This is a genomic window from Gracilibacillus sp. YIM 98692 (assembly GCF_010993965.1).
In the GTDB taxonomy this organism is placed as follows: domain Bacteria; phylum Bacillota; class Bacilli; order Bacillales; family Amphibacillaceae; genus Gracilibacillus.
Genome location: NZ_WIXM01000005.1, coordinates 137,788 through 152,877, shown reverse-complemented (window position 1 = coordinate 152,877; position 15,090 = coordinate 137,788). Strand labels below are relative to the sequence as shown.

Genomic DNA, 15,090 nt, shown 5'->3' with positions numbered 1-15,090 from the left:
CTGCCTTTATATAAGCTTTACGGTCGTTTGTGATCGAATCGCTCTGTTTTATACCACTTCATCTCTTCTTTAAAGAGAACTCGTTTTGTTTCTAAATATAAAGCATAGACGACCAATGCTATCCATAATTGTGAGTAAGTAAAATACATAAAGAGGACCGTAATAAAATTCCTTTTGCTCATTTGATCTTTTTCAATACTTAATGCAATCATTACCTCGGTTATATACAATAAATAGGCCAATATCCAAAGTATCATCGAAATAAAGCCTAGCTCTAACTCTAAATCAACAAACAAGTTGATAGCGAATATCGAACCAGAGAGAATCACGCCAAAGAAAAATAGAAAATAAGTAAAAAAGAAATAGATTAAGTCAAAGACGATCGATTTTCTATCCAAATTGAGAAATCGAAATAAAAACTTGATGACAACATATTGATTTCCTCTTGCCCACCTTGTACGCTGCTTCCACCAAACCTTCCAATGTTCAGGCTCTTGTTCCCATGTAGTAGCTGCTGGAAAAAAACGAATATAATAGCCTAAGTTATACACACGTATCGTCAATTCTGTATCTTCTGCTAATGCTTTGACATCCCATCCTTCTAACTCTTCCAGTATCGACCTTCTGATAGCGAAGTTCGTTCCTGGTATAGTAGCAATGTGGAACCAAAACCATCGTCCAGCTTGTGCCATCCATTGAAAACAGAGTGTTTCGATGTTAATAAAACGAGTAAGTAAATTTTTCCCTGCATTGTTCACACGGAATTTCCCAACAATGGCTCCAGCCTTCGGATCATTTACCATAGCCAGAGCGAGATAATAAATCGCCATACTCTCTGGTGTATTATCCGCATCATACACAGCAATCATTTCACCTGTTGACACCTTAAATCCTTGATTTAATGCTCCAGATTTTCCTTTTCCTGCTTCGCTTGGTTCTACATGAACAGGAATGATGTACGAATAAAGGGAATGATAATATTCAATAATTTCACCAGTCCCGTCTGATGAATTGTCGTTCACAATAATGATTTCTAACTTATCTTTAGGGTAGTTTAGTTTCACCATGGCTTTGATCGTCCGTTCCATTACTACTTCTTCATTATGTGCAGGGATTAAAATACTGACTGTAGGCAACAAATGAGTCTCTAGTTTTTCATTCCATTGAACGATTGGCTTTGCATATCTTAAGTAATGTAAATATCCCCCTTGCATCAGGAACATGTGATATAAGAGCATCATCCAAATAATCGATAGAGCAATGATAAAAAGTGTATTAGCCATTCCTTTTCCTTTCTAAAAAAAGAGATTTTCTCAGACATATCCTTAAATAGATTAAATAAAGCAAAAAGGCTGTGATAAAAATGCTGACAATCAGTACAATACTCCACAACACAATTTCCAAAGCAGTCAGTTGATAGCGATAAGTGAATTCTCGAATTAGAGACATTTGGTTATCAATTTCAACATCCCCATTCACATTGGAGCGGATCGATATATAGGGGGCATGCACAGATAAGTCCCAATGTTTTAAATGTAACCATCTTTTCCCTAGAACAGTATCGAATTCTTTCACCATTTGCTCTAAGTATTCCAGGTCTACATAAGAATGGACGGTCATTCCAAGGGTAGCACTAGGTATAAGGGCTAGGTCATTCATCTGTCCCTTGATATTCAGCACCCCACTCGTATTATTTGTTTCTATATATCCTAACGTTTCCGGAATCCATACCATATCATTCAAATACGTTGGCTTTGTTACATAGGGCGCAGTATGTTTAAAGATGCTAAGGTTAGATCGTTTCCCAGATGCAATGAGAGTAGAAAAATATTCGCTGGCTATATCCAGATCTTCTTTGGTAAAAGTGGTCATGTTACTGGAAAAAGAGACAGCAATCGGATAAATTTTATAACTCGCTAACTCTTGTAAACCTTCTTCAACTGTTTCCCTTTTTTCCTCTGTACTGATATCTTCAGAAAAGGAGGGATAGGAATAAATAATTGCTGCACCAAGTTCTTGTAGGGATAATAGTTTTTGCACTAACATAGGAGAATCAGTCAAATGATTTTTTTTCTTTGTATTCGGATCTTCATAAGTAGGAGACACGGACAAAATAATAGGTATATCATTTGCTGCTAAATAAGTGGTTACTTTGGTTAAATGTGTTATATCTGTTGATGGATGGATAGCTTCTATCTTGATAAATGCTGATAAATATGATGCACGATCGACTTTAAAAACATCTGCTAAAACAGTGGATAAATAATACATCAATTTATCATGTAATTGGTGTGAAGCTAAATAGTAATCTACCCCATTGGTCACAAAAATTGGGTAGGAATAGTTGCCCCGCTGCCCTTCTATAACTTTTTTCATATCTCGATCAAAGGTAATGGAGCGGATTTTTTTCACTTCTGTAAAAGCTGATGTCCTTTGAGAATCTATCATCGATATGGTTTTTACGTCTATTGTCGAACCTGTATCCGTCACACCTATTCTTTGATGTAATTGATTGACATTTTCACCGATAAAAATAATCGGATTATCGAAATCCTCTATTAAATCCAATAAATATCGATCTAGTCTTTTAGAATGAAAGCCTATATAAAAGAGATAATCATAGTTTGTTAGGTCTGTCACTTCATTGTCTGCTTTGATATCAGATTTGGAGTAATGGCTAATGAGTTGATCAAGGACGTATACTTGTTCATTCGGTGTATTTTCATTGTTGGAATATAGAATGAGCGACTTTACTTCAGAGCTAATATTAGCAGATGCCGGTTGCGGCCATTGTGTAAACATCACTACTAAACTAATCAACATAACTGTTAAGTTCATCAAGCGCATCGTTATACATCCTCATATCATCCTCTAATTGCTCATCATATAATATATATCCAAACTCAAAATGAAGGGTGATCAGACGATCTTTACTTTTTAACGAAAAATCACTATTATTTTCCACCAGATTTTTAATAATCTTCTCTACATCACTTTTAGGTGTCTCCGGTAAAATAAAAGCAAAAGTATCCTCTGTAATGCGAAATCGGCTATCACTTTCCCTTAACATTTTCCTTAATTCACCAGAAAAATATTGCAATAAATGCGTTGCCTCTTCATTTCCGTAAAGACGCTTAAATGCTTCCCAATTTTTTATTTTCATTAACAACAATGTGAAATGTTGTTGATAGCTCTCTGCACGTTTGAATTCAGTCTTTAATTGAAGGAAAAAACGCCTCTTATTATCAAATGCAGTCACTGAATCAATAGTGACTAATTGGTTAAATTGTTTCTCCCAATAACGATACTTTTTGATGAGCAATTCTTTTTGATGATGAAAATGTCCAGAAACAAAGGAAGATATTAGGAAGGCTATTTGCCAAACGAACATATCTTTAATAGTGAAGAACGGTTCCATTGCCATTTCTGATTCGGTTACAATGCTATTTGCAAAATGAAATTGCAACCAGATCATATAACTGCCAAAAATAAAAATAACCAATAAACTAATTCCCAGACTAATCAGTGTACCTTTCGATATTCCGATAAGTGTTAAAATCATAATGGAAACATATAGCGTTTTATCTAAATGGGTTTGATTGGTGTACATAAAAAAATAAAAGGAAATAGAAAAAGTATAGAATAGAAGCAAGCATGTGCTGATAAGCAAACGATGACTATCAATCCATTTCAATTTCCATTAGTCTCCTCTCTGCTATTAGAGGAACAAGGTTGTCAAAAATATGTGTATCACTTGTGGACGAATCTAGATATGCCCCTTTAAAAGAACCAGCTTTTGTTTGTAATGCTTGGAGCTTGTTATAGAATTGTAATGCCATATCATATTCCTCGATGCTTAATGTATAGAGAATTGCTAAACCATAAAGAGCTGGTGATTCATAACCAACCACTGGCGTCAGATCATCTGTATCATATTGACCATATAGTTTGTCATGTTCTGCTAGCTCTTGTGTAAGAAATGCCAAAAATCTGTCTGTTTGGATACCAGCTTTCGCAAAATGATAAGCGGTATACATTTGTTCTATCAGATTCACTGTATCTTCCTGGATAAACTGATTCGTATCTATATGATACCTGGTCGGATACAAAGGACTAGATTGATGAGATGCTTCTATCGCGACTTGTTCTACTTGGTTTAAAATGTTTTGATCAATCCAACCTAAAGCATATAGCCTTCGTATTGTTTGAATATCTAAATACTGTACAGAGATGGAAGGACTTTTCCTATCATGCTCCCAATCATAAAAATCAACAAACATCTGTTTATATGTTCCTTGTATCACTAATGCTTTAGTTATTTTTCGAGCCATTTTGTTATACTTGCTCTTATTCCAGTGTTCTTCTGCGCCTAATAATGCATGAATAATTCTTATGTCATCCATAAATGCGTTCACTTGTTCTGTTGTTTGGCCATTTTCCTTTATTCTCCAATGTATAAAACCTTGACTTGTTACAAAGTATTGATCTAATTGTTGGTATGCTATCTCAAAGAGAGGATAATTATCGGTCAGTACGGCATACTCCATCCACAGACCAATCGTTTCGGACAAAGAGTAATCACTTGAATGGGATTGAAGTGTTGTTTTTAATAATAGATTTTGATTGAGCATCTCCTTCCAAATGAATTGTTCGTGTGGTGTATCTAACGGTATTTCGGGTGTGGAGTTTCTGTCTTTTAATAGAAATACTATAGTGAGAAGCAAAGCTGCAGTTAATATAATTACAACCATTCTCCGGGATCTTTTCATTCATCATACCCCTAACATCCTTGCACACATGGCTTTCTACTTTTAATAAAAGTATATGAAAGGCTGTCAGTGAATTAGAACTAATTTTGTTTCATTACACAAAACTAAAGTCCTAAAAAAAATAAAAACTGTCTACATTGTTGTCAGAATATATCCAACAAAAAATAGACAGTTTCCCTTCTTTAGCACGATTTCCACATGTTTTATCCATTTGCTATCATATGTTAAAAATTTGCTAGATTCAAAAATGCAAAAAAGAGTGCCAACTTCATATATATATATGGTATCATATACCTATGACAAATATTCTATTACTTATATGGAGGCATCACAGTGCGAAATCTATTTAAGAAAAAAGAATCACAACAAACTTTTGTAGTAGAAATGGATAATCATGATGTATTTATGGATATTGAACCGGACAGCACCTTCTATAAACAGATACAGATGGTAGATTTAAAGGAAACAGATCTTGTAGTTTTGTGTCAAATCAAACCATTTATCGAACAAAATATTGAAAGAATTGTCGATCAATTTTATAAAAACTTAGAATATGAAACATCCCTGATGGACATTATCGAATCGAATAGTTCAGTAGAACGATTAAAGCAAACATTAATAGTTCATATACAAGAAATGTTTAATGGACAAATCGATCAAGCCTTTATGGAAAAACGAATAAAAATTGCACATATTCATTTTCAAATTGGATTAGAACCGAAATGGTATATGTGTGCCTTTCAAGATTTGCTAAACTCTTTACTAGCTATTTTAGATGAAAACATATCCGATAAAAATGAGTTTTATCAAGCGATATCGGCAACATCCAAAATATTAAACTTAGAACAGCAATTAGTACTAGATGCTTATCAATTAGAAGTAAACCGGGTACATGAAGAGCAAGAAGCAGCAAAAGAAGAAATCCATCAAAAAATTAAAGACACATCAGAAGAATTAGCAGGCATTTTCCAACAATCTGCAGCATCTTCCCAATCACTTGTGGAGCAATTAGAAGATATTTTAGCTTATGCTCAAAAAGGTTCCAAAACATCTGAACAAATTGAACAAACATCACAAGAGCGAAGAAATGACTTGCAAAAGCAAGAAGAAAAAATGGGGCAAATGGAAGTTAAAATGCAGGATATTGAACAAGAAACCAATCGTCTAGCCGAAATATCTAATCAAATTGAATCGATTGTCAGTATGGTGACAGACATTGCGGAACAGACCAATCTATTAGCGCTTAACGCAGCAATCGAAGCAGCACGTGCAGGGGAAGAAGGAAAAGGATTTGCCGTAGTAGCGGATGAAGTACGCAAACTAGCGGAACAAACTAAAAATTCTGTGAGTAATGTGACAGGATTAATCGAAGAAACCAACTCACAAGTTGCCAAAGTAGCCAATTATGTCGATGAAGTCCAAGAATCCGTTACAGATAATTCACAAAATATCAAACAAATCTATCAATTTTTTGAAGATCTAGTTTCACAAATGAATCAATCAAAGGGGCAAAACAATACGATTGAAAATGAAATCTCCCAATTTTTTAATAGTTTAGAACAAGTGAATCAGTCATTCCATCAAATCTCTTCTGCCATTGATAATTTAGTCAATATGACCAATTCAGTAGATACCGAGTATTAGGACTTATATCCTATCAAGCAACTGGAATATGCGTGGCTTATAGTATATTCCAGTTGCGTGTCTAGTGAATCTTTCTTTTCCAAGTTTAGCTTATTAAACGGCCCCCTGCTGCTGCATTTTTTTATCTTTTATCAACAACGAAATATACAATACTATCGATGTCATGATAGAAACAGCTGCTGCGATATAAATATAGCGATAGCCAAATGCAGATGCAATAAAGCCAAAACCAATCGCACCAACGCCTACTCCCATATCGAAGAAGGAGAAGAAAGTCGCATTCGCCATTCCTTTACGATTATCAGGCGCCTGATTCACCGCCCATGCCTGAAGCGCAGGTTGTACTGTACCAAACCCTAATCCATACAACGCTGCAGCTAAAAATAGAACAAAAGAATTTGGCAGCCATGATAATAATACCATCGCTGTAAGAATCGAAATCGTCCCAGGCAAAAACACGACAATATGCCCTTTTCTATCATACAATTGCCCCGCAAACGTCCGAGTAATCATCAAGAAAATCGCAAACACAAAAAAATAAACTTCAATACCTGCAACATCTTCCTGCTCCGCATATAACGGCAGGAATGAAGCAATTCCTCCAAAGCATGTCGTAATAAAAAACAACAACAGTGACGGCCGCAATGCCTTTTTCTCCAACACATCAAATCGAGGAGCAGTAACCTTTTTCGCTTCAGGGTCAACAGGTTTGTACGCAATCAGACTAGACAACAAAAAAGCCACTAATCCCAATGCCGAACATATCAAAAACAACATTGTAAACGAAATGTACCCATATAAAGTGAGCCCTAATGCCGGGCCAAAAGCAAGCGCAATATTACCAGAAAGACCAAAATAGCCCATCCCTTCTCCACGCCTGCTCTGCGGAATTAAATCTGTCGCTATCGTCCCGGTAGCCGTCGTCGAAAACCCCCAGCCTAACCCTTGCACACAACGCATGATAAACAAAAAGACAATACTTGTAATAAACGCATACGATCCAATCGAAATCACAAAAATCCCAAGACCAATCATATATACATACTGCCGTCCCTTAGACTCCAACGCATGCCCAGCAGTCGGGCGTAAAATTAAGGCAGAAAACGTAAAAATCCCCGTAATAATCCCAATAAACTCATCACTTCCACCCAAATGCTGCACAAACAACGGAATCGTCGGCAACGTCATCTGAAACCCTAAAAATATAAAAAAATTTGCCAAGCAAATCAGGGCAAAATCCTTCGTCCAAATCTTCTCTTTTTTCCTTTGCGATTGACCCACAAGCAGGACTCCTTTATTTCGATAGTCGAAATATATTATAACGCAAGACGCACTAACGATAAAAACAATATGCACTTTATGAACGTATATCCTCATGCTTTTTTGTAAAAAATAAAGAGGGAAATCGCACGTGTGCTCCTAGTACATGTCGTTAGAAGCTCGGACATAAGAGATTGAAAGTGAGGATCGCGCAGTATGTGGTGGATTGTTGGCGGGTTGATGTCGTTGATTACGTTTGTATTATATTGCTGTCTGGTGGTTGCTGGCAGGTGTGATGAGGAAATGGAACGGCATTTAAGGGGGAAGTAGAAATTGAGTTCTGCTTCCCTTTTGCTGTTACGTTATAATCGGAATAGTTCCCAAATGAATTTTAATACTTCGCTTGCTCCGTGCTTTCTTGTTTCATGGTTTTTCCACCAATTCTGATCATACACATCGTCGCGTACGGGTACGGAGATGACTTCGATGTTTTTTTCTTTTAATGTTTTTTGGAAAATCCATGTTGCTCGTGCGGAGTGATATTTATTGGTGACAAGGATGAGAGTGTTGACGTCTAATTCGCGCAGCAGCGGTATCGATAGTTCTGCTTCTTCTCTGGTGCTGGTCACTTCTTTATAAGAGTAAATGGCGTCTTTTGGCACATCGAGTTCTATTAAATGCTCTGTCATGATCTCGGATGTGTAGGTTTCCCAGCCAACAAGGGCGCCAGTGACGATAATGGTATCACTCCATCCTTCATGATAGAGCTTGGCTGCTTCTGCTTCACGATCCCCTTTGCCACCGCTTAACACTAAGATGGCATCTGCTTTTTTCGGCTGCTGTTCTAATACTAAAAACTTATGTAAATTAATCAACACAATAAAACCAATGAGCAGTAGAAAAAGAGGCAAAGAATAGAATAACCATTTTTTCCAACCCATACCGTCATCCCCCCGTTTAAAATATCATCCGACCATTCTAATTTACCACCAAAATATTCATTCGACAAAATTTGAAATAAAAAGAGTACACAACGAGCTGTGTACTCTTTTTTAGGAAAATATTATCCTAAAATATTATAACCGGAATCTACGTAGATGATTTCTCCTGTCACCCCTCTGGACAGGTTGCTTAGCATGGCTAAGGACATATCGCCTACGTCATCTTGCGTAACATTTCGTTTCAGTGGTGCTGTTTCTTCTATTTTATGAAGAATTTCATTAAAAGATGGCACCCCTTTTGCTGCTAATGTTTTTATCGCTCCTGCTGAAATAGCATTGACGCGAATATTCTCTTTCCCTAAATCCATTGCTAAATATTTTACAGAAGATTCCAATGCCGCTTTGGCAACACCCATTACATTATAACCTTCTACAGCCCGCTCTGCTCCGAGATAACTCATAGCTATAATCGAACCGCCTTCTGTCATAAAAGGTTTCGCTTCGCGTGCGACAGCAATGAGGGAATAGGCACTAGTATCCTGTGCAAAACTGTAACCATCCCGTGATGTTTCCACAAAGCGATTTTTTAAATCCTCTCCATGTGCATACGCAATCGAGTGAACTACACCATGTATGGTGCCTACTTCTTCGCCAATTTTAGAAAATGTTTCTTGGATGCTTTCATCATTATTTACATCACACGATAAGACAAGTTTTGCCTCAAGGTCTGTTTTTTCAAGTAATTTGTTTAACTTAGATAAAGAACGTTCTTTACGATAGGTGAAAATAAGGTTAGCGCCTGCTTGATGAAGTGATTTGGCCACACCCCACGCAAGGCTTCGTTCATTCGCAACCCCCATAATCACCATGTTTTTTCCTTTAAGTTTTAGTAAATCTTCCATTGTGTCCTCCTAGCCGATTTTTCGTTTCATGTTGGTGTTGTGAAAACTCGTCATAGTGATTATGACACAAATCCATTCGTAACGACAAATGTATGTCATTAGATTCAGCAAAATACTTGAAAATATCCCCCCTTGCATTTTTTTGCATTTATTGGAATAATTTGAATAACTTTTTAAATAAAGGAGGATAAGGCATGGAATATTTTTGGAGTTGGTTAACAAAGGTAAACGAACAAGGGGCAGACGTTCTTAGTGAAATTGGGGGTTGGGTATGGGGACCACCGTTACTCCTGTTATTAGTTGGTACAGGCTTATATTTAACATTCCGTCTCATATTCCTGCAGTTTAGAGCCCTTCCGTACGCATTGAAACTATCCTTCAGCAAAAATCAAGACCAACAATCAAAAGGGGATATCAGCCACTTTCAAGCTCTCACAACAGCGATGGCAGCAACGATTGGTACTGGAAATATTGCCGGTGTGGCAACAGCTGTCGTAGCAGGTGGGCCTGGTGCTGTATTTTGGATGTGGATTACAGCACTTGTTGGTATGGCTACAAAATATGCGGAAGCACTATTAGCAGTCAAATACCGTGTAGAAAATGCAAATGGAGAAATGGCTGGCGGCCCTATGTATTACTTAGAACGAGGGCTTCATAATAAGAAGCTAGGTCGCTTTTTAGGGGTTTTGTTCGCAATTTTTGCATCCATTGCTGCTTTTGGAATTGGTAACATGGTGCAATCCAATACAGCGGCAACTTCTTTAGAAGAGTCTTTTTCTATTTCCCCAGTTATAACAGGGGTTGTTTTTGCATTATTAGCTGCACTTGTCATTATAGGCGGTATTAAAAGCATTGGACGTGTCACTGCTTACTTTGTCCCGGTCATGGGTGCTTTTTATATCCTTGGTGGACTCTTGTTAATTATATTACATGTGGATTTAGTACCTGAAGCTATCGGATTTATTTTTCATGATGCCTTTACAGGTCAAGCCGTTACAGGAGGTCTACTTGGAACAGTTATTCGATATGGGGTAGCACGTGGTGTCTTCTCGAACGAAGCTGGGTTAGGTTCTGCACCTATAGCCGCAGCTGCTGCTAGAACTGATTACCCTGCAAGACAAGCATTAGTCTCCATGACACAAGTATTTATCGATACTATTGTTGTTTGTTCGATAACTGGTATTACGATTGTAATGGCGGATCAATGGGATAGCGGTTTAGACGGTTCTGCTTTAACTAGTGCCTCGTTCGCACATTTCTTAGGAACAGCAGGTTCTTATATCGTAACGTTCGGCATTTTGTTCTTTACCTTTTCCACCATACTCGGCTGGTCGTATTATGGAGAAAAATCGGTATTTTATTTAATGGGAGAAAAAGGAGTAAAAGTATATCGCTATATTTTTATCGTCTTTGTTTTTGTTGGTGCCGTAGTATCCTTAGATGTTGTATTTCATTTCTCTGATGTCATGAATGGGCTGATGGCGTTTCCTAACTTGATTGGTTTACTTGCTTTATCTGGCATTGTGGTAACCGAGACGAAATCATTTATGAAAATAGCAAAAGAAGAACGGAACTCCGGCAGTTGATACTATATTTCCTAAATTTAAAAAGGAAGGGCACTTTTAAATGCCCCTCCTTTCTATGAAACTTCTTTTATATCAAAGGAAACAATTCGATCTGTTCTCGGATTATAAGTGACGGTTCCTCTTACTTTGATCTGTTCTTGCGGAGATTGCAGTGAATATTCATACGTTTCCTTCACTTGGTTAGCAGCAGGCTGCGTTCTCTCTATAAAGTTGTAATCCGTCACATTGTAGTTCGGATAAGCTACTTGAGTAACTTCTAATAAATATTTTCCCCACTTTTCTTGCTCTAACTCCGGTGAAGGCTGAAATGTTACATTAATCACTCCTACAGAAGGATTTGCTCCCAACGCCTCAAACGCTCTGCGATGTAAGTTGATACGTGTAGCAGGAGTACCAGGAACCGTATCTACTACCGTTACAATAATTACACGGGAAGTTTGCGGATTTCTTACCTTTATTGTTTGACCGCATTGGTATGGAGAATTCGTACTCACTGCAGCAGTCATGTATTGACTATAAGACCATGGAATCCCGCATTGCGTCACATTGCCGCCTTCTGTCCAAGTCGCCTGTCCTTGAATAAAATTTTGTCGCTCCAAGCCATCATGAGGCATCGCACTATACGCTTGCGGATAGACATAAGGATCATACATTGGTTGTGCCGGATGATATGGATACCCATCGTTTCTATAATATGGATACATCTTTACCCCTCCTAATTTTCGAAAAAATGATTCAGAATTATTTTATGAGAGGTACCACGCACTTTGTGACAGAAACCTAGCCATTACGTGATGGAATATCTGTCTGTGGATTGGAATGAGCCACTTTTTGGCGTTTATCGGTCGGTTCTTGCTGATTATCGGTCAGTATTTTTATTTATCCGTCAGTATCGCTCGTTTATCCGTCACTTTTATTGATTTATCCGTCAGTCGACTTAATTCGAACTGATACCGAGCATTTTTATTAGCTCCTATTTTGTGTAAACCTGCTCTGACTAACATCTTGTTAACAGCATCTGCTGAGTCTACCATTAAAAACTCTCTTGCCAGCTTATTTGAGATTAAATTATTTGAAAGTAATGCTAATTCAATTAATGCAGGGATATGCGCATCACGAGATCGGTGCTCGCAATACGGACATTGCCAACTCAAGCGCACTCGATTCATATATAGACGGGAACAGGCGGGACAACGCACTCCTTTCAGCAAGTCTTGCCATAAAATTTGAAACTTTTTTAAGATATCGATATCTGCTTCTTCGTGATGATCTATTAAATATTGCATAACACTCTGCCATTGATCGATTGAAAGCTGTGGCGTCTGATGATTGGCCATCAATAGCTCGATATAAAATGGAATTTCCTGCTTTGTTAGTATACGATTTCGATCTTGATAATCTTTTAACAAAAGTTTAGCGTTTGGATTGGTAAAAACAGATATGGTATACATAGGCATTAGCGGAAGGTTTGCAGATGTGAGGACTTGCCGAAGTTGTTTGGCTTGTAAATCGACTTGCAGCAAAGGATCGGAGAAGACTTTCTCTTTGTTTTCAATTTTTCGATAAAGCTGTCTGGAATGGGGATCGAAATAAATCGTGCCTGTGATATTTTTTGCCTCCATGAGAAGCATAAATGCTGGGGTTATATACAACCGATCGATTTGGAAATGATGACGATATTGGAGGCGGAGGCCTTTTAACCAATTGGCATAAGGATCTTGTACTATTTCTAAATAATAATCGAGTGATTTCTCTCCTTGAAAGCCGGAGGCATATCGATGATAGTAATCATCAATAACAGAAAATGAAGCATGGTGTTCCAAAAGGCGGTTACAAAGGGCAGCATACTTTTGATAAATGAGGGGAATAACGGGGATCAACGAATGATGCACTCCTTTATTTTTCCTTAATCATAGCACAATAAATAGCAGTAAGCCATCAGCATCCTATGCTGATGGCTTCCACTTAATACCCCTTCTCATAATCTACGACATTTACATTCGGGGCTCCGGTTTCTAAATAATGCTTTAAGTTAGGAATAAAAATATCCCGAATCACACGTTCAGTATAATGCTCGGTTGCTCCTGCTGTGTGCGGCGATACGATGACATTATCCATATTCCATAAAGGACTGTCTTCCGGCAAGGGTTCCTTCTCAAACACATCGAGACCAGCACCTGCAATTTCCTCTTTTTCTAACGCTTGAATGAGCTCGTCCTCTTTCACAATCGGCCCTCTTCCAATGTTAATTAAAAAAGCACTATTTTTCATTTGACGGAATGCTTTTTCCCCAAACATACCGGTTGTTTCTTCTGTTAACGGAAGCGTTATCACTACATAGTCACATTGAGGTAAAAGATCAGCCAATTGATCGGGGGTGTACATTTCGTCAACATGGTCTGCGGGCTTTCCTGAATGGCGAACGCCTAGAACCTTCATGCCAAAAGCCTTCGCGATTTTAGCTGTTTCTTGCCCGATGGCTCCGACACCGATAATGCCAATTGTTTTTTCGTGGATCTCGAGCTTTAGCCCTGCATGGTACCACGTTTTCTCCTGCTGTTGGCGGACATATGTATGAATCTTCCGTGTTAATCCAAGCATATGGGCAAAAATAGTCTCCGAAATGGGATAAGCATGTACACCATTAGCGCTCGTCAAGGCCACATTTTTTTGCTGTAATGCATCAAGCGGAAGGCTGTTAACGCCTGCGCTCCATGTTTGCAGCCATTTTAACTGATCATTTTTCTCTAGCAAAATAGGTGCAACAGCCCTTTTCCAATGCAGCACTACTTCCGCTTGCGACAGCTCGTTCTGAATTTTGTCAGTATCTTTGTTTGCAATGACGTTCCAGTCAGGTACTTCCTGCTGAATTTCTTTGAGCAGGTTTTCATCTAAATTCATATTTATTACTAAAGTCCTACCCTTCATCAAACCCCTCCCTATATATGAAACTATCTATATTTATCACGGTGAACAATCGTCCGTAAGAAGAAGAACGGACGCTAGCACCCTGATAAGTTTCGCTAACCATCAGTAAAAAACCTACTGATGGAAGTCTCTCTTTATATGTAGTTTACCATTTTGTTAGATATATCTCACAATTGATGCTTGATCTCATTGACCGAATGAGAAGTAATATAAGCCTCCGGATCAACATCCTGTACAATGGCTTTTAACTCTACAATTTCAATTTTGCTGATGACAATATATAAAACTTCTTTGTCCATCTTGGTATACCCGCCATATCCATCTAGAACTGTCACTCCTTTAGACATCTGGTTTAATACTTTATCCATGATTTGTTGGTGTGAGTTAGAGATGATCAACACAGCCAGTTTTTCATCTAATCCCTCCACAATGTAATTAATAGCTTTCGCTCCAATGTAAACCACAACTAATGTGTACATTGCTTTTTCTAATCCAATAATCAACGAAGAGCTGATTACCACAACAATATCAATGATTAAAACACTAGTCCCCATACTCCAGCCGAAATATTGATTGAACATTCTAGCTAGAATGGTTGTTCCTCCAGACGTACCGCCCGCTCGAAAAATGATACCTAATCCAACTCCCACAAGTAATCCTGCAAATATAACAGCTAATAACGTATCGTTCGTAACAGGAACTTTTATATCTTCAGTTAGATATAAAAAATAAGAAGAAGCCGCAATAGAAATTAACGTATAGGATATAGCCTTCTTGCCAATAAATTGATAACCTATGATTAAAAATAGGATGTTTAAAACAAAATTAATAACTCCTGTAGACCATCCAGATAAATAATGAACCACAATGGTAATCCCAATTAAACCACCCTCAGATAAGCCATTTGGAACGGTGAAAAAATTTATACCTATCGCAAATATTAAAGCGCCTATAATAATTTGAATGACATCTCTCACTATTCCCATTTTTCACGTCCCCCTCTCTAAACCTCCCTACTAAAGAAAGGAGAGCCCTTATGATATTGCATAGACTCTCCTGC

Annotated in this window: 13 protein-coding genes; 2 read left to right on the top strand and 11 right to left on the bottom strand. The window is 37.8% G+C overall.

What is annotated here, in order from left to right:
• Positions 1-17: 17 nt before the first annotated feature.
• Genes GHD00_RS07450 through GHD00_RS07435 form a run of 4 tightly spaced genes read right to left on the bottom strand, consistent with a single transcriptional unit; the run spans position 18 to position 4,769 of the window.
• On the bottom strand, positions 18-1,283 hold the full coding sequence (locus GHD00_RS07450; protein ID WP_163537523.1) for a glycosyltransferase family 2 protein: 1,266 nt from the start codon (positions 1,281-1,283) through the stop codon (positions 18-20).
• Positions 1,276-2,847, bottom strand: a complete 1,572-nt coding sequence (locus GHD00_RS07445; RefSeq protein WP_163537522.1) for a DUF2334 domain-containing protein — start codon at positions 2,845-2,847, stop codon at positions 1,276-1,278. The genes GHD00_RS07450 and GHD00_RS07445 overlap by 8 nt, the downstream gene beginning before the upstream one ends.
• Positions 2,813-3,694 (bottom strand): diguanylate cyclase domain-containing protein, encoded by an 882-nt coding sequence (locus GHD00_RS07440; protein ID WP_163537521.1) that lies wholly within the window; start codon positions 3,692-3,694, stop codon positions 2,813-2,815. Before GHD00_RS07440 ends, GHD00_RS07445 begins: the two co-directional genes overlap by 35 nt.
• Positions 3,681-4,769, bottom strand: coding sequence for a hypothetical protein (locus GHD00_RS07435; RefSeq protein WP_163537520.1), 1,089 nt, complete (start codon positions 4,767-4,769; stop codon positions 3,681-3,683). The genes GHD00_RS07440 and GHD00_RS07435 overlap by 14 nt, the downstream gene beginning before the upstream one ends.
• Positions 4,770-5,102: 333 nt before the next feature.
• Between GHD00_RS07435 and GHD00_RS07430 the strand changes: the two genes are divergently transcribed.
• Positions 5,103-6,413, top strand: coding sequence for a globin-coupled sensor protein (locus tag GHD00_RS07430; RefSeq protein WP_163537519.1), 1,311 nt, complete (start codon positions 5,103-5,105; stop codon positions 6,411-6,413).
• Positions 6,414-6,506: 93 nt separating this feature from the next.
• Here the strand turns inward: GHD00_RS07430 and GHD00_RS07425 are convergent, their stop codons facing one another.
• The 3 genes from GHD00_RS07425 to fabI form a co-directional block, all read right to left on the bottom strand.
• Positions 6,507-7,694: an MFS transporter gene (locus GHD00_RS07425; protein WP_240468637.1), complete on the bottom strand. Its 1,188-nt coding sequence runs from the start codon at positions 7,692-7,694 to the stop codon at positions 6,507-6,509.
• 341 nt (positions 7,695-8,035) lie between these two features.
• On the bottom strand, positions 8,036-8,614 hold the full coding sequence (locus tag GHD00_RS07420) for a YdcF family protein (protein ID WP_163537517.1): 579 nt from the start codon (positions 8,612-8,614) through the stop codon (positions 8,036-8,038).
• Positions 8,615-8,736: 122 nt separating this feature from the next.
• Complete coding sequence (gene fabI, locus GHD00_RS07415; RefSeq protein ID WP_163537516.1) at positions 8,737-9,516, bottom strand: enoyl-ACP reductase FabI; 780 nt, start codon at positions 9,514-9,516, stop codon at positions 8,737-8,739.
• 194 nt (positions 9,517-9,710) lie between these two features.
• Between fabI and GHD00_RS07410 the strand changes: the two genes are divergently transcribed.
• Positions 9,711-11,102 (top strand): alanine/glycine:cation symporter family protein, encoded by a 1,392-nt coding sequence (locus GHD00_RS07410; RefSeq protein ID WP_163537515.1) that lies wholly within the window; start codon positions 9,711-9,713, stop codon positions 11,100-11,102.
• Between the two features lie 53 nt (positions 11,103-11,155).
• Here GHD00_RS07410 and GHD00_RS07405 read toward each other — a convergent pair whose 3' ends face one another.
• From GHD00_RS07405 to GHD00_RS07390, 4 genes are all read right to left on the bottom strand, one after another.
• Positions 11,156-11,806, bottom strand: coding sequence for a DUF3889 domain-containing protein (locus GHD00_RS07405; RefSeq protein WP_163537514.1), 651 nt, complete (start codon positions 11,804-11,806; stop codon positions 11,156-11,158).
• 171 nt (positions 11,807-11,977) lie between these two features.
• Positions 11,978-12,982: a nuclease-related domain-containing protein gene (locus GHD00_RS07400; RefSeq protein ID WP_205600724.1), complete on the bottom strand. Its 1,005-nt coding sequence runs from the start codon at positions 12,980-12,982 to the stop codon at positions 11,978-11,980.
• Positions 12,983-13,067: 85 nt separating this feature from the next.
• Positions 13,068-14,030 (bottom strand): D-2-hydroxyacid dehydrogenase, encoded by a 963-nt coding sequence (locus GHD00_RS07395; RefSeq protein ID WP_163537512.1) that lies wholly within the window; start codon positions 14,028-14,030, stop codon positions 13,068-13,070.
• Between the two features lie 167 nt (positions 14,031-14,197).
• Entirely contained in the window at positions 14,198-15,016 is an 819-nt protein-coding gene (locus tag GHD00_RS07390; RefSeq protein ID WP_163537511.1) for a YitT family protein, read from the bottom strand.
• Between the last annotated feature and the right edge of the window lie 74 nt (positions 15,017-15,090).